This window comes from Kitasatospora sp. NPDC094019, from assembly GCF_044764505.1.
Lineage (GTDB): Bacteria > Actinomycetota > Actinomycetes > Streptomycetales > Streptomycetaceae > Kitasatospora.
Genome location: NZ_JBIWIF010000017.1, coordinates 67512 through 90500, shown reverse-complemented (window position 1 = coordinate 90500; position 22989 = coordinate 67512). Strand labels below are relative to the sequence as shown.

General features: G+C 74.5%; 16 protein-coding genes. 13 read left to right on the top strand and 3 right to left on the bottom strand.

Features of this window, described 5'->3' with window-relative positions:
• Positions 1-526: 526 nt before the first annotated feature.
• From ACIQ9P_RS30625 to ACIQ9P_RS30595, 7 genes are all read left to right on the top strand, one after another.
• Complete coding sequence (locus tag ACIQ9P_RS30625) at positions 527-2662, top strand: glycogen debranching N-terminal domain-containing protein (protein ID WP_402363447.1); 2136 nt, start codon at positions 527-529, stop codon at positions 2660-2662.
• A gap of 171 nt (positions 2663-2833) precedes the next feature.
• Positions 2834-3592 carry an NUDIX domain-containing protein gene (locus tag ACIQ9P_RS30620; protein WP_402363254.1) on the top strand — a complete coding sequence of 253 codons (759 nt, stop codon included), beginning with the start codon at positions 2834-2836 and terminating at the stop codon, positions 3590-3592.
• A 286-nt stretch (positions 3593-3878) separates the two neighbouring features.
• Entirely contained in the window at positions 3879-5600 is a 1722-nt protein-coding gene (locus tag ACIQ9P_RS30615; RefSeq protein WP_402363251.1) for an ATP-binding cassette domain-containing protein, read from the top strand.
• 3 nt (positions 5601-5603) lie between these two features.
• Positions 5604-6524, top strand: a complete 921-nt coding sequence (locus ACIQ9P_RS30610) for a hypothetical protein (RefSeq protein WP_402363248.1) — start codon at positions 5604-5606, stop codon at positions 6522-6524.
• A 110-nt stretch (positions 6525-6634) separates the two neighbouring features.
• Complete coding sequence (locus ACIQ9P_RS30605; RefSeq protein WP_402363245.1) at positions 6635-7567, top strand: FadR/GntR family transcriptional regulator; 933 nt, start codon at positions 6635-6637, stop codon at positions 7565-7567.
• Positions 7568-8306: 739 nt separating this feature from the next.
• Entirely contained in the window at positions 8307-9959 is a 1653-nt protein-coding gene (locus tag ACIQ9P_RS30600) for an RNA polymerase sigma factor (protein ID WP_402363242.1), read from the top strand.
• A 311-nt stretch (positions 9960-10270) separates the two neighbouring features.
• Positions 10271-11080, top strand: a complete 810-nt coding sequence (locus tag ACIQ9P_RS30595) for a S1 family peptidase (protein ID WP_402363445.1) — start codon at positions 10271-10273, stop codon at positions 11078-11080.
• A gap of 225 nt (positions 11081-11305) precedes the next feature.
• Here the strand turns inward: ACIQ9P_RS30595 and ACIQ9P_RS30590 are convergent, their stop codons facing one another.
• On the bottom strand, positions 11306-11536 hold the full coding sequence (locus ACIQ9P_RS30590) for a hypothetical protein (protein WP_266274372.1): 231 nt from the start codon (positions 11534-11536) through the stop codon (positions 11306-11308).
• A gap of 584 nt (positions 11537-12120) precedes the next feature.
• Here ACIQ9P_RS30590 and ACIQ9P_RS30585 point away from each other — a divergent pair.
• The 6 genes from ACIQ9P_RS30585 to ACIQ9P_RS30560 all read left to right on the top strand — a co-directional run bounded on the left by ACIQ9P_RS30585 (position 12121) and on the right by ACIQ9P_RS30560 (position 19185).
• Positions 12121-14232: a type IIA DNA topoisomerase subunit B gene (locus tag ACIQ9P_RS30585; RefSeq protein WP_402363239.1), complete on the top strand. Its 2112-nt coding sequence runs from the start codon at positions 12121-12123 to the stop codon at positions 14230-14232.
• Between the two features lie 152 nt (positions 14233-14384).
• The gene (locus ACIQ9P_RS30580) at positions 14385-14858 is read left to right on the top strand and encodes a DUF1453 domain-containing protein (protein ID WP_402363236.1); all 474 of its coding nucleotides are present in this window, start codon (positions 14385-14387) and stop codon (positions 14856-14858) included.
• Positions 14859-14888: 30 nt separating this feature from the next.
• Positions 14889-16055 (top strand): sensor histidine kinase, encoded by a 1167-nt coding sequence (locus tag ACIQ9P_RS30575; protein ID WP_402363233.1) that lies wholly within the window; start codon positions 14889-14891, stop codon positions 16053-16055.
• Entirely contained in the window at positions 16052-16792 is a 741-nt protein-coding gene (locus ACIQ9P_RS30570; protein ID WP_402363230.1) for a response regulator, read from the top strand. The genes ACIQ9P_RS30575 and ACIQ9P_RS30570 overlap by 4 nt, the downstream gene beginning before the upstream one ends.
• 123 nt (positions 16793-16915) lie before the next feature.
• A complete protein-coding gene (locus tag ACIQ9P_RS30565) occupies positions 16916-17413 on the top strand; it encodes a DUF485 domain-containing protein (protein ID WP_402363227.1) in 498 nt (165 codons plus the stop codon).
• Positions 17410-19185, top strand: coding sequence for a cation acetate symporter (locus ACIQ9P_RS30560; RefSeq protein ID WP_402363224.1), 1776 nt, complete (start codon positions 17410-17412; stop codon positions 19183-19185). The genes ACIQ9P_RS30565 and ACIQ9P_RS30560 overlap by 4 nt, the downstream gene beginning before the upstream one ends.
• 93 nt (positions 19186-19278) lie before the next feature.
• Here the strand turns inward: ACIQ9P_RS30560 and ACIQ9P_RS30555 are convergent, their stop codons facing one another.
• The gene (locus ACIQ9P_RS30555; RefSeq protein WP_402363221.1) at positions 19279-20187 is read right to left on the bottom strand and encodes a sucrase ferredoxin; all 909 of its coding nucleotides are present in this window, start codon (positions 20185-20187) and stop codon (positions 19279-19281) included.
• A 202-nt stretch (positions 20188-20389) separates the two neighbouring features.
• Positions 20390-22840 (bottom strand): DNA topoisomerase (ATP-hydrolyzing) subunit A, encoded by a 2451-nt coding sequence (locus ACIQ9P_RS30550; protein ID WP_402363218.1) that lies wholly within the window; start codon positions 22838-22840, stop codon positions 20390-20392.
• Positions 22841-22989: the final 149 nt, after the last annotated feature.

The following is a 22989-nucleotide window of genomic DNA, read 5'->3' as shown; positions in this document are numbered from 1 at the left end:
GGCCGGGCCGGGACCACGGATCGGCAGCCCCGGCGGGCAGCGCGCGGTCGCGGTGCACCGGGCGGGCCCCGGTCGCCCGGCGGGCGTGACCTGTGACCGGTCTCCGGCGTTGACCCCGGGGGCCCTGCGCCCGGGCGCCAACGCCCCGCGCGTTGCGGACCGGGACCGGTGACGGCTCCGTCGGACGGGGCGCGGTACGGGCCGCCGTCCGACGGTCACCAGGGCGGAGCGCGCCCACCGGCTCCGGGCCGGCGGTGGGGTGCGGTCGGACCGTCGGGCCCGACCGGACACCGGAGAGGCGGGGGCCCTCCGGGCGCGAGGACGCCCGGGGACCGACAACGCGGGGCGGGTACCGACTCGGTGCCCGGCACCGCATGGCACGGCCCGGCACCGGGTACGGCCAGACACGGCACGGACCGGCGGGGGCTTCCACCGGTCCGCAACCAGCACGCGATCGAGCATGCTCGCGGCCCATCGGCCTGACCGGCCACCGGACCGCCGAGGGGAGGAGAGTCCGGTGACCGCGATGAGGCCGCCACAGGCCGCACCGGCCGAGAGTGTGGTCGGCGCGCCGAGACCGGCGGGCCGGCCGGACCAGGTCCACCCGGCCGGCCCCGGTGGTCCGGCCAGGTCCGCGCCGCCGCGCCCGCAGCCGGCCGCGGTCCACCAGGCGGTGCTGTGCGTGAAGGCGCCGGCGATGGCCGCCTCGGACTCCGACGGCCAGTTGCGCGGGCACGGCCTGCACGGGTTCTACCGCTCCGGCGTCCGGGTGGTGGCCCGGATGGAGGTGCGGCTCGGCGGGATCGAACCGCTCCCGCTCCAGGGCACCCTGACCACCGCCGCCCAGGCCCGCTTCCTCGGGGCCGTCCGCCTCCCCGGCGACCTCGATCCGGACCCGGCGCTCACCGTCGAGCGGCTGCGGCACGCCGACGGCGTGGAGACCGTCACGGTGCGCAACGCCGGCGGCCGCCCGGCCCGGCTGCCGCTGGAGATCGCGCTCTCCACCGACCTCGGCCCGGTTGCCGAGATCGCCGCCGGTCACCGCTCCCCGGACCTGCCGGGCCAGGTCCAGTCCGCCGGTCTGCGCTGGGCGGGTCCCACCCACAGCGCCACCGTCAGCGCCCAGCCCTCGCCGCACGCCGTACTGGCCGGTGCCGGTGTGCTGCGGTGGGACCTCGACGTCCAGCCGGGCGCGCGCTGGTCGGTCGAGCTCCGGGCCGAGCTGGAGAGCACGGTGCCCGCCCCGCGCCCGCCCGGTGGCCGCGGCCCCGGTGTCCCGCTGCCCTGGGCCGAGCCCGAGGTGCGCTGCGACGACCCGCGCGTGGCCCTGGTGGTGTCCCGTTCCCTGGACTCCCTCGGCGGGCTGCTGTTCGCCGACCCCGACCGGCCGACCGACCTCTACCTGGCGTCCGGCGCGCCCTGGCGGTTCGGCCTCGCCCCGGCCGACGCGCTCTGGGCGGCCCGGATGGCCCTGCCGCTCGGCACCCGGCTCGCCGCCGGGACCCTGCGCGCCCTGGCCCGCCGTCAGCAGCAGCAGTCCGCCGGTGGGGCGGGCGGGCCCGGTCAGGGCGGCCACCGCCCGGAGGGCCTGCTGCCCGGGGCGCTGCGGCACGGCGGCCCGGAGCTGCCGCCGACCTGCACCGCCACCGAGGCCACCCTGCTGTTCGTCACCGTGCTGGCCGAGGCATGGCGGTGGGGCATGTCCCGGGCTGAGGTGGCCGAACTCCTCCCGGCGGCCGAGCGCGCGCTCGGCGCGCTGCGGGAGGGCCTGGTGGACGGTTTCGTCACCGACCTGAGCCGCCCGGTCGAGGATCGCGCCGCCCACCCGGTGCCGGCCAGGGCCGAGGTCCAGGCCCAGGCGCACCGGGCGGCCCTGCACGGGGCCGACCTGCTGGCGGCCTTCGGCCGGCCCGGCGCGGAGGAGTGGCGGGGCTGGGCGGCGGCCCTGCGCGGCCGGTTCCGCGAGCGGTTCTGGGTGGACGACCTGTCGGGTGGCCGTCCGGCCGCCGGGCTCGCCCCGGGCGGGCAACCCCTGCCCGCCGTGGCCGCCGCCCTGGTCCATCTGCTCGACGCCGGCCTCGCCGCCGACGGCGGCCGCCACGAGACCCTGCTGGACCGTGAGCAGACCAGGCTGCTCGCCCAGCGGCTGGCGGCCCCCGAGCTGGACAGCGGTTGGGGGCTGCGCACGCTCAGCGCCAAGTCCCCCCGGTTCAACCCGCTCGGCCACCGCAGCGGGGCGGTGCGGGTGCACGAGACGGCACTCGCGATCGCCGGGCTCGCCGAGGCCGGCCACGAGAACGAGGCGGGTGCCCTGCTGGAGGGGCTGCTCGCGGCGGCGGCCCACTTCGAGGGACGTCTGCCCGAGATGTACGCGGGGGAGCAGTGGACGCCGGGCTCCCCGCCGGTGCCGCACCCGGGCGCCTGCCGGCCGGCCGCGGTCTCGTCCGCCGGGGCCGCGTACGCGGTGTTCGCGCTCGCCGGGGTCCGGCCGGACGTTCCCGGCGGGCGGGTGCTGGTCCGCCCGGTCAGCACCGCGCCGCTCGGGGAGCTGGAGCTGACCGGACTGCGGGTCGCCGGCGAGCCGTTCTCGGTGCGGGTCAGCCGGATCGGCGTGGCGATGGTCGAGGAGGCGTCCGCGGAACTCCAGCTGGTGGCCCGCTGACACCGGTGCCGTCGACACCGCCACCACCACCGGCGTCGTCACCGCCGCTCGCCCCGCCCGCGCGGTCCGGACCGCGCCGGTCCGCGGGCGGCGGACGGCCGGGAGGGCGTCCCAGCACGGTCCGTACGCGGGCCTGTGCTTATCGTCAGAAAGACGACTATGATCGTCGCCATGTCGCGTTATGACCCGTCGGCCTTCCCCCCGTTCGCAGTCACGGTCGACCTGGTCGTGCTGACGGTGCGCGAGCACGCGCTCTGTGCCCTGCTGGTCCGCCGGGGCGAGCCGCCCTACCAGGGCTACTGGGCGCTTCCGGGCGGTTTCGTCCGCCCCGGCGAGGGCCTGGCCGAGGCGGCCTCGCGGGAGCTGGCGGAGGAGACCGGCCTGCGGGCCCACTCCGCCCCCGGGCACGACGCGGCCGGGCCCGGTGCCGCCGGTGCCCACCTGGAGCAGCTCGCCACCTACGGCCACCCCCAGCGCGACCCGCGGATGCGGGTGGTCAGCGTCGCCTACCTGGTCCTCGCGCCCGACCTGCCGACTCCCCGCGCGGGCGGTGACGCGAGCGGCGCCCGCTGGGCCCCGGTCACCGAACTCCTCGGCCCGGACGGTGACGACGGCGTCCCGCTCGCCTTCGACCACGGGCTGATCCTGGCGGACGGGGTGGAACGCGCCCGTTCCAAGATCGAGTACTCCTCGCTGGCGACGGCGTTCTGCGCGACCGAGTTCACCGTGGGCGAGCTGCGCCGTGTCTACGAGGCGGTGTGGGGCGTGGTGCTCGATCCGCGGAACTTCCACCGCAAGGTCACCGGCACCCCGGGCTTCCTGCTCCCCTCCGGGGGGACGACGACCCGTCAGGGCGGCCGCCCGGCACAGCTGTTCACCTCCGGCGGGGCCAATGTGCTCAACCCGCCGATGCTGCGCCCGGAGTCCTGAGCCGCCCGCTCGTCGCGGTCGCGGCCGGAGCTCCCCGGTCGGGCCGGCGCCCGGCCCGGGCCGCACCCGGTGGGCCCCGTCCGGCCGAACCCCGTCCGGCCCCGGGTCTCGGTCGCAGGATCGGATTGTCCCCTGATCGGGTGAGGTGTGCGGGCGGTCGGCCCGTGGCGCTCCCGTAATGCCCGGAATCTCCGGCGCGGGCCCCTAATGTGCTGGCGCGGAACCGTGCGGGTGCGACCCGGCGCGGCGCGGACCAGGTCGGCCGAGGGCATGGGAGCAGCCAGCGATGATCCAGATCACCGGACTGACCAAGGTTCACCGAGGGGGAGGCCCCCCGGCGCTGCTGGACCTGACCTTCGAGGCCCGCCCGGGCGCGGTGACGGCCCTGCTCGGCCCCGAGGGGGCGGGCAAGTCGACCGCCCTGCGGCTGATGCTGGAACTCGAACGGGGCCGGGGCGTCACCCTCTTCGACGGCCGCACCTACCGTCGGCTGCGCCGGCCGGAGCGCGAGGTCGGCGTGGTCCTGTCCGGGCCCGTCGACGCTCCCGGGGCGGCCGACCTCGCCGGACACCCCGGCCGGAAGGCCCGGGGGCACCTCCGGATGCTGGCGGCCGCCGTCGGCGCGCCCGCCCGGCGGGCGGACGAACTCCTGGAGCGGACCAGGCTCGCGGCTGTCGCCGAACAGCGCCTGCGCACCTTCTCGCCGGGCATGCACCGGCGGCTCGCCCTCGCGGCGGCTCTGCTCGGCGAGCCCGGCACGCTGCTCCTGGACGCGCCCACCGAGGGCCTGTCGCCGCGCAACGTGGAGTGGTTCCACGCCTTCCTGCGGTCCTTCGCGGCGGACGGGGGGACGGTCCTGGTCACCACCCGCACCCCGCAGGAGGTCTCGGAGCTCGCCGACCGGGTGGTGACCCTGGACCGGGGGCGGACGGCCGCGGACCAGTCGGTGGCGGAGTTCCGGCGCACCCGGCTCAGTCCGGAGGTCGCGGTGCGGGGTCCCCAGATGGCCCGGCTCGCCGATCTGCTGGCCGGTCAGGGCGCGCAGGTCCGGCGGGCCGGCGGTACCGAACTCGCGGTGTCCGGCGTCGGCCGGACCGAGATCGGCGAACTCGCCTACCGCCACGGCATCCTGTTGCACGAACTGGCCGACCGGGTCTCCGAGCGGCCCGCGCCCCGGGCGGAGCTGCGGGTGGTCGCGGCGGTCCCGGGCCACCCCCGGCCGCCCCACACGGCGGAGATGCCGGTGCCGGAGGACGCGGTGGCGGTGGCGCCCGTACGAGCCGGGCAGGTCGCACCGGCCGGGCCGGCGCGGCGGGCCCGGGAGGCCGAGGAGGCCGACCGGACGATGGCGATGCCGGTGGCGCAGTCCCGGCCCGCGGCCGCCGCCCGGGACCTGGAGGCCGCCCCCACCCTCGCCCTGCCGGTCGCGCCGTCCCCGGCCGTGTCCCGGTCCCAGTCCCGGTCCCAGTCCTCGTCCTCGCCCTCGTCCTCGATCGTGACCGCGGCCGGTCCGCCGGTCGGCGGTTCGTCGGCGGTGACGGCCGCGGCCGCGCCCGGCACCGCGGCGGGCACCGCGCCGGGGCCCCGCCGCGGTGCCCGGGCCGTCGCCCGGCGTTCGTCCGGGGCGGCTGAGGTGGCTGGCACGGCCGGTGGAAGCGTGTGGACCGGCCGCCGGAGCGGCGGTCGGCGCGAGGACGAGACCTCCCCGGTGGTCGCGGTGGACCGGCTCTTCCGGGACGGACTGACCGGTCTGGCGCGATCGGCGCAGACCCCGGCGGCCGCGCCGGGGACCGAGGTCCACGAGCGCCCGGTGGAGACGGCCGGCGGGCCCCCGGCCGGCGGACTGCTCGGCGACGACACCGTCCGCCTGGGCCGCGTCACCCGCCCGCAGCCCGACGGGTCCGGGCGTCCCGCACCCGACCGGCCGGCCCCACCGGGGGCGGATCCGGCCGGGGTGGACCCGGTGGGCCCGGTTGTTCCCGTCACCTCTGACCTTCGGAGCGAGTGAACCGTGCGTGTTCTGGCCTATGAGCTGCGCCGGGTGCGCGGCCTGCGTTCGACCTGGCTGCTGCTGGGGCTCGTGGTGATCGGTGACGCGGTGGTCGCCGGCCTGTTGGCGGGTCAGGTGACGGACCGGGCCCTCGGGGGCGCGGCCGCCGTGCGGCTGCTGACGGCGGCGGTGCCGCTGGTGCCGCTGCCGTTCGCGGCGCTGGGCGCCGGGGTGCTGGGCGCGCTGGCGTACGGCCACGAGGTGCGGCACCGGGGGCTGGCGGCCTCCCAGGTGGCGTACCCGCGCCGGGTCGGGCTGCTGACGGCCAAGCTGGCGGTGACCGGCGCCTTCGCGGCGCTGCTCGCCCTGGTCACGCTGCTGGTCGACGCGCTGACCGTGCACTTCGCCCTGCCCGCCGGGGTGGCGGTGGCAGCCTGGTCGGACCCGGCCGCGCTGTCGGCCCGGGTGGCGGAGGCACTGGCCCCGTCCGGGCCGGGCGGGCTCGGCGTGCTGCCGCCGGTGGCGGCGCCGCTGGCCCTGCTGGCGGGGCAGGGGGCGCCGACGGCGCTGCTGGCCTTCGTGCTGCTGGTGGTGGCCGCGGGCTGGACCGGGGTGCTGACCGCCGCGCTGACCCGGAGCGCCACCGCCGGGGTGCTGCTGCTCTGCGCGCTGCCGCCGCTGCTGGAGTCCGCGGTGGCGCTGGTGCTGCGGCGGAGCGGCACGCCCTGGCCCGCCCGGGCGGCGGAGCTGCTGCCGTTCCCGTCGGGGATCGAGTGGGCGTACGGATGGGTGTACGGCGGGGACGGCCGGGTTGCGGGCGGCGGTGCGGTGCCGGCGGCCCCGGCGCTGACCGATCCGGCGCTGCTGGCCGCCGTGGCGACGCCGGTGCTGGTGTTGCTGCTGGTCACCCTGGTGGTGCAGGCCCGGCGCCGGGCGCTCTGAGCCCGCGGCGGGGCCGGGGCGGTTCGCCAAGATCGACCAAGGGTGACCGTAATGAGTGGTTCGCCCTGATAAGAAGTCAATTATCCAGTCACGGGCGATCACCCTTTCGTGTGCTTTTCACGAGAATTCTCAAGCTGTGCCCGCGGATCGCCGACAAAGGAGCTGTGAGTACCCTTGCGCACCCCACCATGACCCCCGCCCGTTCCGCCGATGGGGCCATCCCCGGCTCCGCCGACCTGGACCGCTACTCCTACGCCGACCGGCCCATCCCGCCGGCGCCCCGCTGGGAGGGCGCCGAGTCGGACCTCGCCCGGGTCGGCCGCAAGACCACCAGCAGCCGGGGCCGCGGCCTGCACGGCCAGCTGGTCCAGCAGTTGGGCCAGATGATCGTCTCCGGCGACCTCGGCGCCGACCGGCCGCTGGTCCCGGAGGAGATCGGCCAGCGGTTCGAGGTCTCCCGCACCGTCGTCCGTGAGTCGCTGCGCGTGCTGGAGGCCAAGGGCCTGGTCAGCGCCCGCCCCAACGTCGGCACCCGGGTCCGCCCGGTCAGCGACTGGAACCTCCTGGACCCGGACATCATCGAGTGGCGCGCCTTCGGCCCGCAGCGCGACGAGCAGCGCCGGGAGCTGTTCGAGCTGCGCTGGGCGATCGAGCCGCTCGCCTCCCGGCTGGCCTCCGGCCACGGCCGGGAGGACGTCCAGCAGCGGCTGGCCGAGCTGGTCGAGATCATGGGCCACGCCTGCGCCCAGGCGGACCTCACCACCTACGCCCGGGCCGACACCGAGCTGCACGTGCTCATCCTGCAGCTGGCCGGGAACCGGATGCTGGAGCACCTCTCCGGGATCGTCGCCTGCGCGCTCCAGGTGTCCGGCGGGCCGGCCACCTCCTGCGAGCGGCCCTCGGAGTCCTCGGTCGGGATGCACGCCCGGCTGGTGGACGCGCTCGGCTCCGGCGACGGCGGCGCCGCCGAGACGACGATGCGGGCGCTGCTCACCGCCCACCCGGAGATCGAGCCGTCCGTCCCGGCACCCCGGGAGCACTGAGCGGACCGCCCGGCGACCGGACACCGCCGTCCCGCCCCGCGATCCGCTCCCCGATCCGTCCTCCGACCCGTCCCGTCGTGATCCGACGTCGGTGATCACCCAGCGGCCTCCCGCAGTCCCCCTCGCGACCCCCGGCCCCCCGGCTGCCGCCACGGTGCGGCCGGGGGGCCTCCGTACGCCCGGGGCCGCGCGGACCGGAGCGCGGACCGGAGCGCTGAACCGAACACGGACCGGAGCGCGGAACCGAACACGGACCGGAGCGCGGAACCGAATGGGGAACGGAAACGGAACCGAACGCGGAGCGGTGGGGGCGGACGAGGTGGGGGACGAAAAGGAGACGGAGGGGGCTGAGGGGACGGAGGGGGTGCCCCGAGGGCGGCCCGGAGCCGTTCGACACCCGCCGATGAGTGGAATGGCGTGTCCATGGTGAATGGTTGGGTCGCGGGTGGGGGATGATGGAGGTCGGCCCCGGGCCGCGACCACCGACCGGTGTGACCCGCGACACGAAGGCCATGCGTAACACTTGACGAGCGGCAGCGATGTCTCCTGAGCGGGAGCAGCTCCGGAATAACCCAACACGTCAGAATGCTGTGTTGGTCCGCGGCGCTGCTGCCGTCCTGCAAACCCAGTCCTCAAACCCGAGTCGGTCGGAATCGACACCGCGTGCCCGACGCGCGATCTCCTTCCCCGCCCGCTCGGGCGGCCGGTACGGGTTCGAGTCCACTCATCGTCCGAGAGGTTGTTCGTGTCGGCCAGCACATCCCGTTCGCTTCCCCCCGAGATCGCCGAGTCCGCGGCTCTGCTGGCGCTCATCGAGCGGGGCAAGGCCCAGGGGCAGATCGCCGGTGACGACGTACGCCAGGCGTTCGAGGCGGACCAGATCCCGGTCACCAAGTGGAAGAACGTCATGCGCAGCCTCAACCAGGTTCTGATTGAGGAGGGGGTGGACCTCATGGTCAGCGCGGCCGAACCGGCCGGCGCCAAGCGCAAGAGCGTTGCTGCCAAGAGCCCCGCCAAGCGCACCGCGACCAAGGCGGTCACCACCCGGAACCCGGCCGCTCCGTCGGCCCCGACCAAGCCGCCCGTGCGCATCGCGCCGGGTGCGCCCGTCTCCACTCCGACGGTCGCGGCCGCCGCCGCGTCGGTCAGCACCGTTTCCGCCGAGATCACCGTCGAGGGGGCGACCGTCGGCACCGAGGTGAAGGCGGCCGTCGCCAAGAAGGCCGTGGCCAAGAAGGCCGTCGCCAAGAAGACCGCGGCGCCGGCCAAGAAGGCCGCCGCCAAGAAGACCACAACCGCCAAGACCGCGGGCAAGGGCGGCGAGGAGGAGACCCTCGGCGAGGAGGAGACCCTCGAGGACGCGGCCCTGCCCGGCGACAAGCCCGCCGCCGAGGGTGACGCTCCGGAGGAGGAGTCGGAGGGCTTCGTCCTCTCCGACGACGACGAGGACGACGCCCCGGCCCAGCAGGTGGCCGTCGCCGGTGCCACCGCGGACCCGGTCAAGGACTACCTGAAGCAGATCGGCAAGGTCCCGCTGCTCAACGCCGAGCAGGAGGTCGAGCTCGCCAAGCGGATCGAGGCCGGCCTCTTCGCCGAGGACAAGCTCTCGGCCGCCGACAAGCTCGCTCCCAAGCTCAAGCGCGAGCTGGAGATCATCGCCGAGGACGGCCGCCGGGCCAAGAACCACCTGCTGGAGGCCAACCTCCGCCTGGTGGTCTCGCTGGCCAAGCGCTACACCGGTCGCGGCATGCTCTTCCTGGACCTCATCCAGGAGGGCAACCTCGGTCTGATCCGTGCGGTCGAGAAGTTCGACTACACCAAGGGCTACAAGTTCTCCACCTACGCGACCTGGTGGATCCGTCAGGCGATCACCCGCGCGATGGCCGACCAGGCCCGCACCATCCGTATCCCGGTGCACATGGTCGAGGTCATCAACAAGCTGGCCCGCGTCCAGCGCCAGATGCTCCAGGACCTGGGCCGCGAGCCCACCCCGGAGGAGCTGGCCAAGGAGCTCGACATGACCCCCGAGAAGGTCATCGAGGTCCAGAAGTACGGTCGCGAGCCCATCTCGCTGCACACCCCGCTCGGCGAGGACGGCGACAGCGAGTTCGGTGACCTCATCGAGGACTCCGAGGCGGTCGTCCCGGCCGACGCGGTCTCCTTCACCCTGCTCCAGGAGCAGCTGCACTCGGTGCTGGACACCCTGTCCGAGCGCGAGGCGGGCGTGGTCTCGATGCGCTTCGGCCTGACGGACGGTCAGCCGAAGACGCTCGACGAGATCGGCAAGGTGTACGGGGTCACCCGTGAGCGCATCCGCCAGATCGAGTCGAAGACCATGTCCAAGCTGCGCCACCCGTCGCGCTCCCAGGTGCTGCGCGACTACCTGGACTGATCGACGGTTCGGCACCAGCGGTTCGACCGGAAGGCCCGGAGCTTCGTGCTCCGGGCCTTCCGGCTGTTCGGGAGGGGTGGGCGTCACCGTCCGGGTGGCGGTTGTCGCTCGTCCGGGTGGCGATGCCGTTCCGAGCGGTGGCGGAGCGTGGCCGGTCACCTACGCTGTGGCGGTTGCCTGCTGCCGAGCCACCTGGAGACACGGTGCCGCCCACCCCGGACCGCCCGGACCGCGCCGACCCGCCGACCGCCGCGCCCCGCGCCGCCCGCCCCGCTCCCGCCCGGCCGTCCCGGTACCGCCGGGCCGCCGTGCTGACGCTGCTGGCCGCGCTGCCCGCGCCGCTGCTGGTCCTCGGCCCGGCCACCGCCGCCGCACAGGCCCGACCGCAGGGGCGGATCGTCGGCGGAACGACCGAGAGCACGGGCGACCACCCCTGGGTGGTGGCCCTGGCCAGTCGGCAGCAGTTCGGCTCCGGCCGCTCGGGTCAGTTCTGCGGGGGAGCCCTGGTCACCCCGACCAAGGTGGTGACCGCCGCGCACTGCTTCTACGACGAGTCCGGCGGGCACCAGGTGGACCGGCCCGGGCTGCGGGTCGTGGTCGGCCGGGACGACCTGCGTGGCACGGTCGGCCGGGAGGTGGAGGTGCGGGAGGTCCGGGTCCACCCCGACTACTCCTTCACCACCAACATGAACGATGTGGCGGTGCTCACCCTCGCCGAGTCGCAGGGGGGCCGACCGGTGATCGACCTGGTCGGCCAGGGCGAGACCGAACCGTACCGCCCGGGGACGCCGGCCCGGGTCTACGGCTGGGGCGACACCACCGGCCACGGCGACTACTCGCCCCAGCTGCGGGGCGTGGACGTGCCGGTCATCGCGGACCGGACCTGCGCCCAGGCGTACCCGGGCGGCCAGGACGGGCGTTTCGACGCCCGTGGCATGGTGTGCGCGGGCGAGGAGCGGGGCGGGAAGGACGCCTGCCAGGGCGACAGCGGCGGGCCGCTGGTGATCGCGGGCCGGCTCGCGGGGCTGGTGTCCTGGGGGACGGGCTGCGCCGAGGCCGCCCACCCGGGCGTCTACACCAGGATCGCCTCGGTCTCCGACGCCGTCCGTTCCCTGCTGTAGCCGAACGGGCACGGACCGCCGCCCGATCGGGCCGCCTCCGGTCTGGAGACGGCGGACGGCGCGGAGCGCGCCGGCTCCGGGAGCGGCGGGTCCGGGAACACCGGTCCGGGAATGACGAAGCCGGGCGACCGGCCCCAGGGAGGGCGGTCGCCCGGCTCACCCGGTCGCACGCGGTGTGCTACCGGACACAGCTCGACGTCGGTCTGCTGCTGTCGGCGCTCGGAATCAGCGCTCGTCCTCGTTGGCCGTGGCGGCGGTGGTGCCGAGGCGGTTGCTCTCGTCCTGTATCTCCACGGCGATCTTCTTGAGCTCCGGCTCGAACTTCCGGCCGTGATGGGCGCAGAAGAGCAGCTCTCCACCGCTGGCGAGTACGACGCGCAGGTAAGCCTGGGCGCCGCAGCGGTCGCAGCGGTCAGCCGCGGTGAGCGGGCTCGCAGGGGTCAGAACAGTAGTCACGTCGCCTCTTCTCTAGCTCGACGAGCTGTCGTACCAGGGTCAACATCCAACCAGGCCGAAAACGTTCCCGCTCGTGGCTTTTCTTCTCTGAGGATTCTGCTGTCGTTGATGAGGACGTGCCCCGGGGGCCGGTGGTTCATGCGTACCGGATCCCAGGATCCGCCCGCGGCTCGAACGCCCGATCGGAACCGGGTGCGGGAGTCCGCGTAGCATAATCCTCTGCTGGGTTGGAGCATAAGCCCCGTCCCGGGCCCCGGTAGCCTGCATAACGGCAGTTCCGGAGCCTGTGCCCGGTTCCACGGTCCGCCAGGAACGGTGGTACCGGGAGGAGATGGAGCGCCGGCGTCCCGAATCCGGCGCGGCTCTTGTTCGCGGAGCGCGTACAAGCTGCGCGGGATCGGCCCGTCGTGCTGTGCACACAGCGGAGGGGTGCGCACACGGAGGGGGACGGCTGTCGGTGCGATGTGCTGCACTGGCGGACGCTCCGGACCTGTTCGGGTGTGCCGGGTGTACCGGACGTGCCGCATGTGCTGGATGTGCCGGATGTGACCGATGAGACAGAACTTCACCGAGGAGAGTGCCGCGTGAGTGCCGAAACGACCGTGCCGTCCGCTCTGCTGGCCGGCGACGACGGTTCCAACTACACCGCTCGGCACCTGCTCGTCCTGGAGGGTCTGGAGGCGGTCCGCAAGCGCCCCGGGATGTACATCGGCTCCACCGACAGCCGTGGCCTGATGCACTGCCTCTGGGAGATCATCGACAACTCGGTGGACGAGGCGCTGGGCGGCTACTGCGACCGGATCGAGGTCGTCCTGCACGAGGACTCCTCGGTCGAGGTCCGCGACAACGGTCGCGGCATCCCGGTGGACGTCGAGCCCAAGACCGGTCTGTCCGGCGTCGAGGTCGTGATGACCAAGCTGCACGCCGGCGGCAAGTTCGGCGGCGGCTCCTACGCGGCCTCCGGCGGTCTGCACGGCGTCGGCGCCTCCGTGGTCAACGCGCTCTCGGCCCGGCTGGACGTCGAGGTCGACCGCGGCGGCCACACCCACGCGATCAGCTTCCGGCGCGGCACCCCCGGCATCTTCACGGAGGCCGGCCCGGACGCCCCGTTCGAGGCGGCCAACGGCCTCAGCCGGGCCCGCAAGGTGCCCAAGGCCCGCACCGGCACCCGCATCCGCTACTGGGCGGACCGGCAGATCTTCCTCAAGGACGCCAAGCTCTCGCTGGAGCACCTGCACAACCGGGCCCGGCAGACCGCCTTCCTCGTCCCCGGCCTGACCATCCTCGTGCGTGACGAACGGCTCACCGAGAGCGACCGGGTCGACGAGAGCACCTTCCGCTACGACGGCGGGATCGCCGAGTTCTGCGAGTTCCTGGCGCCGGACAAGCCGATCAGCGACGTGCTGCGGCTGCACGGCGAGGGCACCTTCAAGGAGACCGTGCCGGTACTGGACGAGCTCGGGCACATGACGCCGACCGAGGTCACCCGGCAGCTCGGGGTGGACATCGCGCTGCGCTGGGGTACCGGCTACGACACCACGCTGCGCTCCTTCGTCAACATCATCGCCACCCCCAAGGGCGGCACCCACGTCACCGGCTTCGAGCGCTCGCTGGCCAAGACCGTCAACGAGGTGCTGCGGGCCACCAAGCTGCTCCGGGTCGCCGAGGACGACGTCACCAAGGACGACACCACCGAGGGCCTGACCGCGGTGGTCACCGTCCGGCTCGCCGAGCCGCAGTTCGAGGGCCAGACCAAGGAGGTGCTCGGCACCTCGGCGGCCAACCGGATCGTCGCGGCCGTCCTCGCCAAGGAGCTCAAGACCTTCCTCACCTCCGGCAAGCGGGACGAGAAGGTCCAGGCCCGGGCGGTGCTGGAGAAGGTCGTGGCCGCCGCCCGAACCCGGGTCGCCGCCCGCCAGCACAAGGAGGCCCAGCGCCGGAAGACCGCGCTGGAGACCAGTTCGCTGCCCGCGAAGCTGGCCGACTGCCGCAGCGACGACGTCGAGCGCAGCGAACTCTTCATCGTCGAGGGGGACTCCGCGCTCGGTACCGCCAAGCTGGCCCGCAACTCCGAGTTCCAGGCCCTGCTGCCGATCCGCGGCAAGATCCTCAACGTGCAGAAGGCGTCCGTGAGCGACATGCTCAAGAACACCGAGTGCGCGGCGATCATCCAGGTGATAGGGGCCGGTTCGGGCCGCACCTTCGACATCGACCAGGCCCGCTACGGCCGGGTCATCTTCATGGCCGACGCCGATGTCGACGGCTCGCACATCCGCTGCCTGCTGCTGACCCTGTTCCAGCGCTACATGCGGCCCATGGTCGAGCAGGGCCGGGTCTTCGCGGCCGTGCCGCCGCTGCACCGGATCGAGCTCACCAACCCCAAGCGCGGCCAGGAGAAGTACCACTACACCTACTCGGACGCCGAGCTGCGCTCCACCCTGCTGGAGTTCCAGCGCAAGAACCTGCGCTGGAAGGACCCGGTGCAGCGGTACAAGGGCCTCGGCGAGATGGACGCCGACCAGCTGGCCGAGACCACCATGGACCCGCGCCACCGCACCCTGCGGCGGATCAACCTGGGCGACCTGGACCAGGCCGAGAAGGTCTTCGACCTGCTGATGGGCAACGACGTGGCGCCGCGCAAGGAGTTCATCGTGGACTCGGCGGCCACCCTGGACCGCTCGCGCATCGACGCCTGAGCGAAACCGTCGGCGAGGGGCCCTCCACCCACGGGTGGAGGGCCCCTCGCGTCGGGTTCCACCCGCGGTCCACCCCGGCTCCGATCAGCCGCGGGCGGCGGATCCGTAGCGTCGGAGAGGTCAGACAGACCCTCCCCGGACGGAGAACCCCGATGCCCACCCTGGTCGACGCCGCTCTCGTGGTCGTGGTGATGGTCCTCGTGCTCCGGCGCCAGATGCGCCCCCGGCGCCTGGACGCCGACCGCCGCTTCTGGGTGCTGCCGCTGGTCCTCGCCGCCGTCGCGCTGCGGGACCCGCAGCTGATCGACCGGCGGGACACCGCCTGGTCCGTCGCCCTGCTCGGCTGCGGTCTGGTCGCGGTGCTCGCGGCCGGCTCGGTGTGGGGCTGGACCGTCCGGCTGTGGCGGGAGGCGGACGGGGCGCTCTGGTCCCAGGGCACCCGGGCCACGATGGCCGCCTGGGGCGGGATGGTCGCGATCAGGGTCGGCCTGTTCGGGCTCGGGGCGGCGCTGCACCTGCGGCAGTCGAGCAGCGGGCTGCTGCTGGGCCTGGCGGTGCTGCTGCTGGTCCGCTCGCTCGTGGTGCACTGGAGGGCACGGGACCTGGGGGTCCTCCGGGCGTCCTGACCACCGTCGCGCGAACGAGGAGGCACTGCCTTGGCCGAGGCCGACCGGCTCCGCACCCGCTGGCCGTCCCGCGAGGGGCTGGAGCGGGACGCCGACACCCGTCCCCGGCGGATCCTCGCCGGACTCGGGCGGCTCGCCCTGCTGGTCACCGTCTGCTGGGGGACCTTCTCCGACGGCCGGTACTCCGGCTGGGCGGTGGCGGCCGAGGCCGCGGGGCTGGTCGCGGTGGTCGTGCTCGTGGCCGGCTTCCTGCACGCCTGCCGGGAGCAGCGCCCGGTGCCGGCGTACGCGTCGGCGGCCGGGTTGTTCGCGGCCGCCTGGATCGCCGACACCGGTCAGTTGTACCTGCTCGCCGACGTGCTCTGGTACGGGCTGGCGGTGACCGCGCTGGTCCGGCTGCCGCCCGCCCCGGCGCTGCTCACCGCAGGGGCCGCGCTCGGGTCGTACGCGGCGGTCAGCTCGGCGGGCCCGCTGAGCGTCATGGCCACCTGCGGCGGACTGCTTCTGCTCGGCTACCTGCTGCGGCTGGACATCGAGGCGCGCGGGACGGCGCGGCGGCTGCTGGTCCAGGAGCGGGCCGCGCGGGCCGCCGAGGCGGAGAGCGCCGCGCTCGCCGAACGGGCCAGGATCGCCCGGGAGATCCACGACGTGCTGGCGCACAGCCTCTCCGCCCAGCTGGTGCACCTGGAGGCGGCCCGGCTGATGCTGGACGCGGGCACCGACCGGGAGCAGGTCCGGGAGCGGGTGGTGGCCGCCCGGCGGATGGCGCAGGACGGGCTGGCCGAGACCCGGCAGGCGCTGTCGGCGCTGCGCGGCGAGTTCACCCCGGTCGGCGACTACCTGGTGGAGCTGACCGGGCGGGAGCGCGCGGAGTTCCGGGTGGCCGGGACGCCGCGTCCGCTGGCCGCCGAGGTGGGGCTCGCCGTCCGGCGCACGGCGCAGGAGGCCCTGACCAATGTGCGCAAACACGCCCCCGGCGCGCGCTGCACGGTGGAGCTGCGCTATCTGCCCGAGGAGGTGGAGCTGGAGGTGCGGGACGAACCCGCGGGGCGGGCGGCGGCGCCCGGAGGGCTGGCGGCGAGCGGCGGCGGGTACGGTCTGCTGGGGATGCGCGAACGCGCGGAACTGCTCGGCGGCACCCTGCTGGCGGGCCCGCACGAGGGAGGATGGCGCGTGCTGCTGCGAGTGCCGGCATGACGGGGCCGACGGTGACCAGGGTGCTGGTCGCGGACGACCAGACGGTGGTCCGCGAGGGCATCGTGATGCTGCTCGGGCTGCTGCCGGGGATCGAGGTGGTCGGTGCGGCGGCGGACGGCGAGGAGGCGGTCGCGCTGGTCGCGCGGCACCGTCCGGACGTGGTGCTGATGGACCTGCGGATGCCGCGCTGCGACGGCGTCGAGGCGACCCGGCGGATCCGGGCCGGGTACCCGGGCACCGAGGTCGTGGTGCTCACCACCTACGCCGACGACGAGTCGCTGTTCCCGGCCCTGCTGGCCGGGGCCCGGGGGTATCTGACCAAGGACGCCGGCGGCGAGGAGATCGCCCGGGCGATCGCGGACGTCCGCTCGGGGGCGGCCGGGCTCTCGCCGCAGGTGCAGTTGCGGCTGCTGGAGCGGCTGTCGGGGGAGTCCGCATCCGGTGCGGCGGGCGCGGCCGGTGTGCCCGGGACGGCGGGTGCGGCCGGTGCGGCCGGCCGGGTGCCGTCCGGGGAGCGGGCCCCGGAGCCGCCGGACGGGCTGACCGCGCGGGAGGCGGAGGTGCTGGGACTGATCGCGGAGGGCCTTTCCAACACCGAGATCGCCCGTCGGCTGTACGTCGGTCCGGCGACCGTGAAGACCCACATCAACAACCTGTTCGCCAAGACCGGCGTGCGGGACCGGGCGCAAGCGGTCGCGTACGCCTTCCGACACGGAATCACCGGGTCGCCGCAGTAGTCGGATGAGCGTCTGTCGGATCATCGATCACCTCATCGAGTGAACGTATCTGCGTTGGGAGTTTGGGGAGTTGGGGCGCCCCCATGATGGTTCGGGTCACAACCCCCCGGTCCAGGAGCAGCCGTGCCACAACCGCAGACGAGAAGTCCAGAGCCGGGCGGACAACTGGACTGGTGGGCCACGGCACCGGCCGCACCACCGACTTCACCACCGGCGCCACCACCGGCACCGGTACCGGCGCCGACGCCCCCCGCACCGACCGCGCCCTCCGCCGGGGCCGATCCCGGGACAGGGCTCTCGGACGACGCCAGCACCGAGGTCTACCGCTCCGTCCAGAACAGCCTGGCCTTCCAGCGGATCCGCCACAGCTACCGTTCCTTCGTCTTCCCGGTCAGCGGGGTGTTCCTCGCCTGGTACCTGCTGTACGTGGCCGCCCAGGCCGCCGCCCCCGGGCTGATGCGCGCCCCGGTCGCCGGCCCGGTCAACGTGGCCTGGCTGCTCGGCCTGCTGCAGTTCGCCACGACCTTCCTGCTGACCTGGCTCTACGCCCGCAACGCCCGCACCCAGCGCGACCGGGCGGCCCTGTCGCTGCGCTGGGACACCCAGGACCAGTTGCGATGAGGACGGCCACCCCGCCCCCCGTCGCCCCCGCCGGCGACCACCACGACCTGGCCGTGGTCCTGTTCGCCGTCATCGTCCTGGTCACCCTGGGAATCACCTTCTGGGCCGGCCGCCGCCGAGGCGGCGGCGCCGACGACTTCTACGCCGGCGGCCGCGACTTCACCCCGTTGCAGAACGGCTTCGCGCTCTCCGGCGACTACCTCTCCGCCGCCTCCTTCCTCGGCGTCGCCGGGCTGATCGCGCTGTTCGGCTACGACGGCGTGCTCTACAGCATCGGCTTCCTGGTCGCCTGGCTGGTGGTCCTGATGCTGGTCGCCGAGCTGGTCAGGAACGCCGGCCGGTACACCCTGGCCGACGTGCTGGCGCTGCGGCTGCGCCGGCGCAAGGTCCGGGCCGCGGCCGGCGGGGCCAGCGTCGTGGTCACGCTGTTCTACCTGGTCGCCCAGATGGTCGGCGCGGGCAGCCTGGTCGCCCTGCTGCTCGGCACCAACAGCGCCGAGGCCAGGACCTGGACCATCGTGGCGGTGGGCGGTCTGATGATCGTCTACGTGACGGTCGGCGGGATGCGGGCCACCACCTGGATCCAGATCGTCAAGGCGGTGCTGCTGATCGCCGGCTCGGTGCTGCTGACCGTGCTGCTGGTGGTGCGCTTCCACGGCGACATCGCCGAGCTGATGCGGCAGGCGGCCCAGCACAGCGGCGCCGGCCAGCGCTACCTGGAACCCGGGCTCAAGTACGGCAAGAGCTTCACCAGCCGGCTGGACTTCTTCAGCCTCGGCCTCGCCCTGGTGCTCGGCACCGCGGGTCTGCCGCACATCCTGTCCCGCTTCTACACCGTGCCCACCGCCCGGGCCGCCCGGCGTTCGACGATGTGGGCGATCGGACTGGTCGGCGGCTTCTACCTGATGGCCATCGCGCTGGGCCTCGGCGCCACCGCGCTGGTCGGCTCGGCGGAGGTCCGGCACGCCAACGCGGCGGGCAACACCGCCGTCCCGCTGCTCGCCCTGGTGCTCGGCGGCGGCAACGGTTCCACCGGTGGCGTGGTGCTGTTCGCGGCGATCTCGGCGATCGCCTTCGCCACCATCCTGGCCGTGGTCGCCGGGCTCACCCTGGCCTCCTCGGCGGCCTTCGCCCACGACATCTGGGCGGGCGCCTGGCGGGCGCGTCCCCGCCGCTCGCGCTCCGGCCGCGGGGCGCGGGGCGCGCGCGGCCGGCGGGCGCCCGTTCCGGCCTCCCGCCGGGCCCGCGGCGGCGCGGACGCCACGACCGGAACGGCGGCGGTGACGGCGGACGGGGTACCGGCCGACGGGGTGCCGGTGACCACGGAGCGCCAGGAGGTGCTGGTGGCCCGGATCGCGGCGGTCGGGATCGGCGCGGTGGCGATCGTGCTGAGCCTCTTCGCACAGCAGCTGAACGTCGCCTTCCTGGTCGGCCTGGCCTTCGCCGTGGCCGCCTCCGCCAATCTGCCGGTGCTGCTCTACAGCCTGTTCTGGCGGCGGTTCACCCCGCGCGGCGCGGTCTGGTCGGTGTACGGCGGACTGATTCCGGCGGTGGTGCTGGTGGCCTTCTCGCCGGTGGTGTCCGGGACCAAGGTGGCGCTCTTCCCCGGCGTCGACTTCCACTGGTTCCCGCTGGAGAACCCGGGCATCGTCTCCATCCCGCTGGGCTTCCTGGCCGGGTGGATCGGCACTCTCAGCTCGCCCGAGCCGGCCGATCCGGACCGGTACGCCGAGCTGGAGGTCCGCTCCCTCACCGGGGCCGGGGCCGCCTGACGGCGCGCGGACGACCGACGAACGACTGCGACCCCCGACGGACTTCCGCCGGGGGTCGCAGTCGTTCGTCGGTCTCCCGGGGCGCGGGCGCGGTCAGAGCTCGCGCAGGGAGGTGACCTCCATCCGGGACGGCGTGCCCGCCGCCTTGCCGCAGCTCTCGGGCCGGGCCGGCTCGCTGACGCCCTCGGCCACCTCGACCTCCCAGGACCGGCCGTCCTCGTGCCGGACGGCGACCCGCCAGCGGCCCGCGCCGTCCGCCCGCTGGGCCAGGGTCAGCGCGTCCGCCCGGGTCTCGCCGGTGACCAGCCGTACCGCCTGGTCGGCGGCCTGGCCCGGCCGGTCCCAGCCGGAACAGCCGCGCGACCACTCCGGCGCCATGTGGCCGGACGCCGTGGCCGCCAGCACCTCCTTGGCCGACTCGGCGGTCAGCCGTCCGTAGGTGTAGCCGTACGGCAGGACCAGCATCGTCGGGGAGAAGCGGTGCCCGCCCAGATGCGTGACCTCCCACACCTCGCTGTGCCCGGCGGCGACCAGCTCGGCCGCGAGGGGGCGGCCCAGCAGGGCGCAGCAGCGGTCGCGGCGGCCGTTGGTGCACACCAGGGCGATCGGGCCGCCGACGTGGGGGGTTCCGAAGCCGCCGTGGTCGCCGGCGCCCAGCGCGGTGAAGTCCAGGGCGAGCAGGTCCGCCGGGTCCGCCACCTCGCTCCGGCGCACCCAGCTCCGGCCGGGGGCCGGGACGGTGTGCGCCACGACCACCTCGTGCCGGGGGGTCGGCAGGCAGTCCGCGTGCCGACCGGGGCGGCGGATCAGCGCGACCCGGACGCCGGTGCCCGCGGCCGCGGCGTCCAGCGCGCGGCCGACCTCCGGGTCCAGGTGGCTCTGGCCGAGCGCCTTGGCCCCCCACGGGCCGGCCTGTTCGACCAGCAGCCAGGTGGTGGCGGTCGCGGCGGTGGCGGCCAGCGGCTCCGACAGTTCACGCGACAGCGTCGCACAGGTGCTCACGGCGGTAAGGCTACCCTTGCCGGTCGTCCGCGGCCCGGCCGCCGAGGTGTGTCCAACTGCGGACCGGCCGACGCCGTCCGCGCGGGGTGCTCGGGCCCGCTCGGGCCCGCTCGGGCCCGGGCACCCCGGAACATCGGGGCCGGGAACGCCGGAGGGGCGCCGACCGAGCCGGTCGGCGCCCCTCCGGGGGCGGGCCCCCGGGTCAGACGGGGCCGGCCACGGTGGTGATCGGGCTGGTCACCGGGGTGCCGGAGCCGTCCCGGCGCGGGTCGCGCTCCGGCAGGTCGACCGGCGCGCCCTTGGCGCCGGCGGCGCGGGCGGGGGCCGGGCCGGCCCAGGCGAAGGCGAGCGCGTCCTCGCCGCGCAGGAAGCGCTGGCAGCGCACCCCGCCGGTGGCCCGGCCCTTGCGCGGGTACTGCTCGAACGGGGTGACCTTCCAGCTGGACTGGGTCTCGCCGGTGAGGGTGCCGGCGGCCCCGGCCACCGAGACGACCACCGCGTCGACGGCCGGGTCGACGGCGGTGAAGGAGAGCACCCGGGCACCGTCGGACAGCTTGACGCCGGCCATGCCGCCGGCCGGCCGGCCCTGCGGGCGGACCTGCCCGGCGGGGTAGCGCAGCAGCTGGGCGTCGGAGGTGATGAAGACGAGGTCCTCCTCGCCGGTGCGCAGTTCGACCGCGCCGACCACCTCGTCGCCGTCCTTGAGTCCGATCACCTCGAACTCGTCCTTGTTGGCGGGCCATTCGGGGACCACCCGCTTGACGACGCCCTGGACGGTGCCCAGCGCCAGGCCGGGGGAGGACTCGTCCAGCGTGGTCAGCGCGAGCACCCGCTCGCCGTCCTCCAGCCGGAGGAACTCGGTGACGAGCGCCCCGCCGGCCAGCGTCGGCGACGGGGTGGGCGGCAGCGCGGGCAGGTCGATGACCGGCAGCCGCAGGACTCGGCCGGCCGAGGTGACCACGCCGATGTCGGCGCGGGCGGTGGTCGGCACCGCGGAGACGATCACGTCGTTCTTGGCGCGCTTCTCGGACACCTCGAACGGCTCGCCGTCGGCGGTGCGGGCGAGCAGGCCGGCGGAGGAGAGCAGTACCCGGCACGGGTCGTCCGCGACCTCCAGCGGAACGGTCAGCGAGGCGGCCGGAGCGGCACCCGCCTCCAGCAGGACGGTGCGCCGTTCGGTGCCGAACTGCTTCGCGACGGCGCCGAGTTCGGTGGACACCACGCTGCGCAGCCTGGTGTCGGACTCCAGGATCTCGGTCAGCTCGGCGATCTCCGAGTTGAGCTTGGCCTGCTCCTGCTCCAGCTCGACCCGGTCGAACCGGGTGAGCCGGCGCAGCGGGGTGTCGAGGATGTACGCGGTCTGCGTCTCGCTCAGCGAGAAGCGCTCGATCAGACGCTCCTTGGCCTGGGCCGCGTTGTCGCTCGACCGGATGAGGGCGATCACCTCGTCGATGTCGACCAGGGCGACCAGCAGGCCCTCGACCAGGTGCAGCCGCTCCTGGCGCTTGCGGCGGCGGAAGTCGCTGCGCCGGCGGACCACCTCGAAGCGGTGGTCGACGTAGACCTCCAGCAGCTCCTTGAGGCCGAGGGTGAGCGGCTGGCCGTCGACCAGCGCCACGTTGTTGATGCCGAAGGTCTCCTCCATCGGCGTCAGCTTGTAGAGCTGCTCCAGCAGGGCCTCGGGCACGAAGCCGTTCTTGACCTCGATGACGAGGCGCAGCCCGTGCTCGCGGTCGGTGAGGTCCTTGACGTCCGCGATGCCCTGGAGCTTCTTCGCGTTGACGAGGTCCTTGATCTTGGAGATGACCTTCTCCGGGCCGACGTTGTACGGCAGCTCGGTGACCACGATGCCCTTGCGGCGGGCGCTGACGGCCTCGACGGTCGTGGTGGCGCGGATCTTGAAGGTGCCGCGGCCGGACTCGTAGGCGTCCCGGATCCCGGAGAGACCGACGATCCGTCCACCGGTGGGCAGGTCGGGGCCGGGGACGAACCGCATCAGGGTGTCGAGGTCGGCGGTCGGATGCTTGATCAGGTGCCGGGCGGCGGCGACGACCTCGGAGAGGTTGTGCGGCGGCATGTTGGTGGCCATGCCGACGGCGATGCCGGTGGCGCCGTTGACCAGCAGGTTGGGGAAGGCCGCCGGGAGGGCCAGCGGTTCCTGCTCGCTGCCGTCGTAGTTGGGGCCGAAGTCGACGGTGTCCTCGTGGATCGACTCGACCATGGCCATCGAGGCGGCGGTGAGCCGCGACTCGGTGTAGCGCATCGCGGCCGGCGGGTCGTCGTTGCCGAGCGATCCGAAGTTGCCGTGGCCGTCGATCAGGGGCAGCCGCATCGAGAACGGCTGGGCCATGCGGACGACCGAGTCGTAGATGGAGGCGTCACCGTGCGGGTGCAGCCGGCCCATCACCTCGCCGACCAGGCGGGCGCACTTGACGTGCCCGCGCTCCGGGCGCAGGCCCATCTCGTTGGCCTGGTACAGGATGCGGCGGTGCACCGGCTTGAGGCCGTCCCGCGCGTCCGGGAGGGCCCGGGAGTAGATGACGGAGTAGGCGTACTCGAGGAACGAGCCCTGCATCTCGTCCACGACGTCGACGTCGAGGATGCGCTCCTCGAAGTCTCCGGGGGGCGGGGTCTGCGAACTGCGGCGGGCCATCGCGGCGGGGCTCCCTTACGTCTCGCTTGCTTCTCGTCCACGTCTCGTCGGCGCGGTCTCGCCGGGCTGTCGGCTGTGTTGTCAACAGGGCTCGGCGCCCCCATTGTGGACCCTCCCGCCGACAGTCCCGGCCAGCGCCCCTCTTCCGC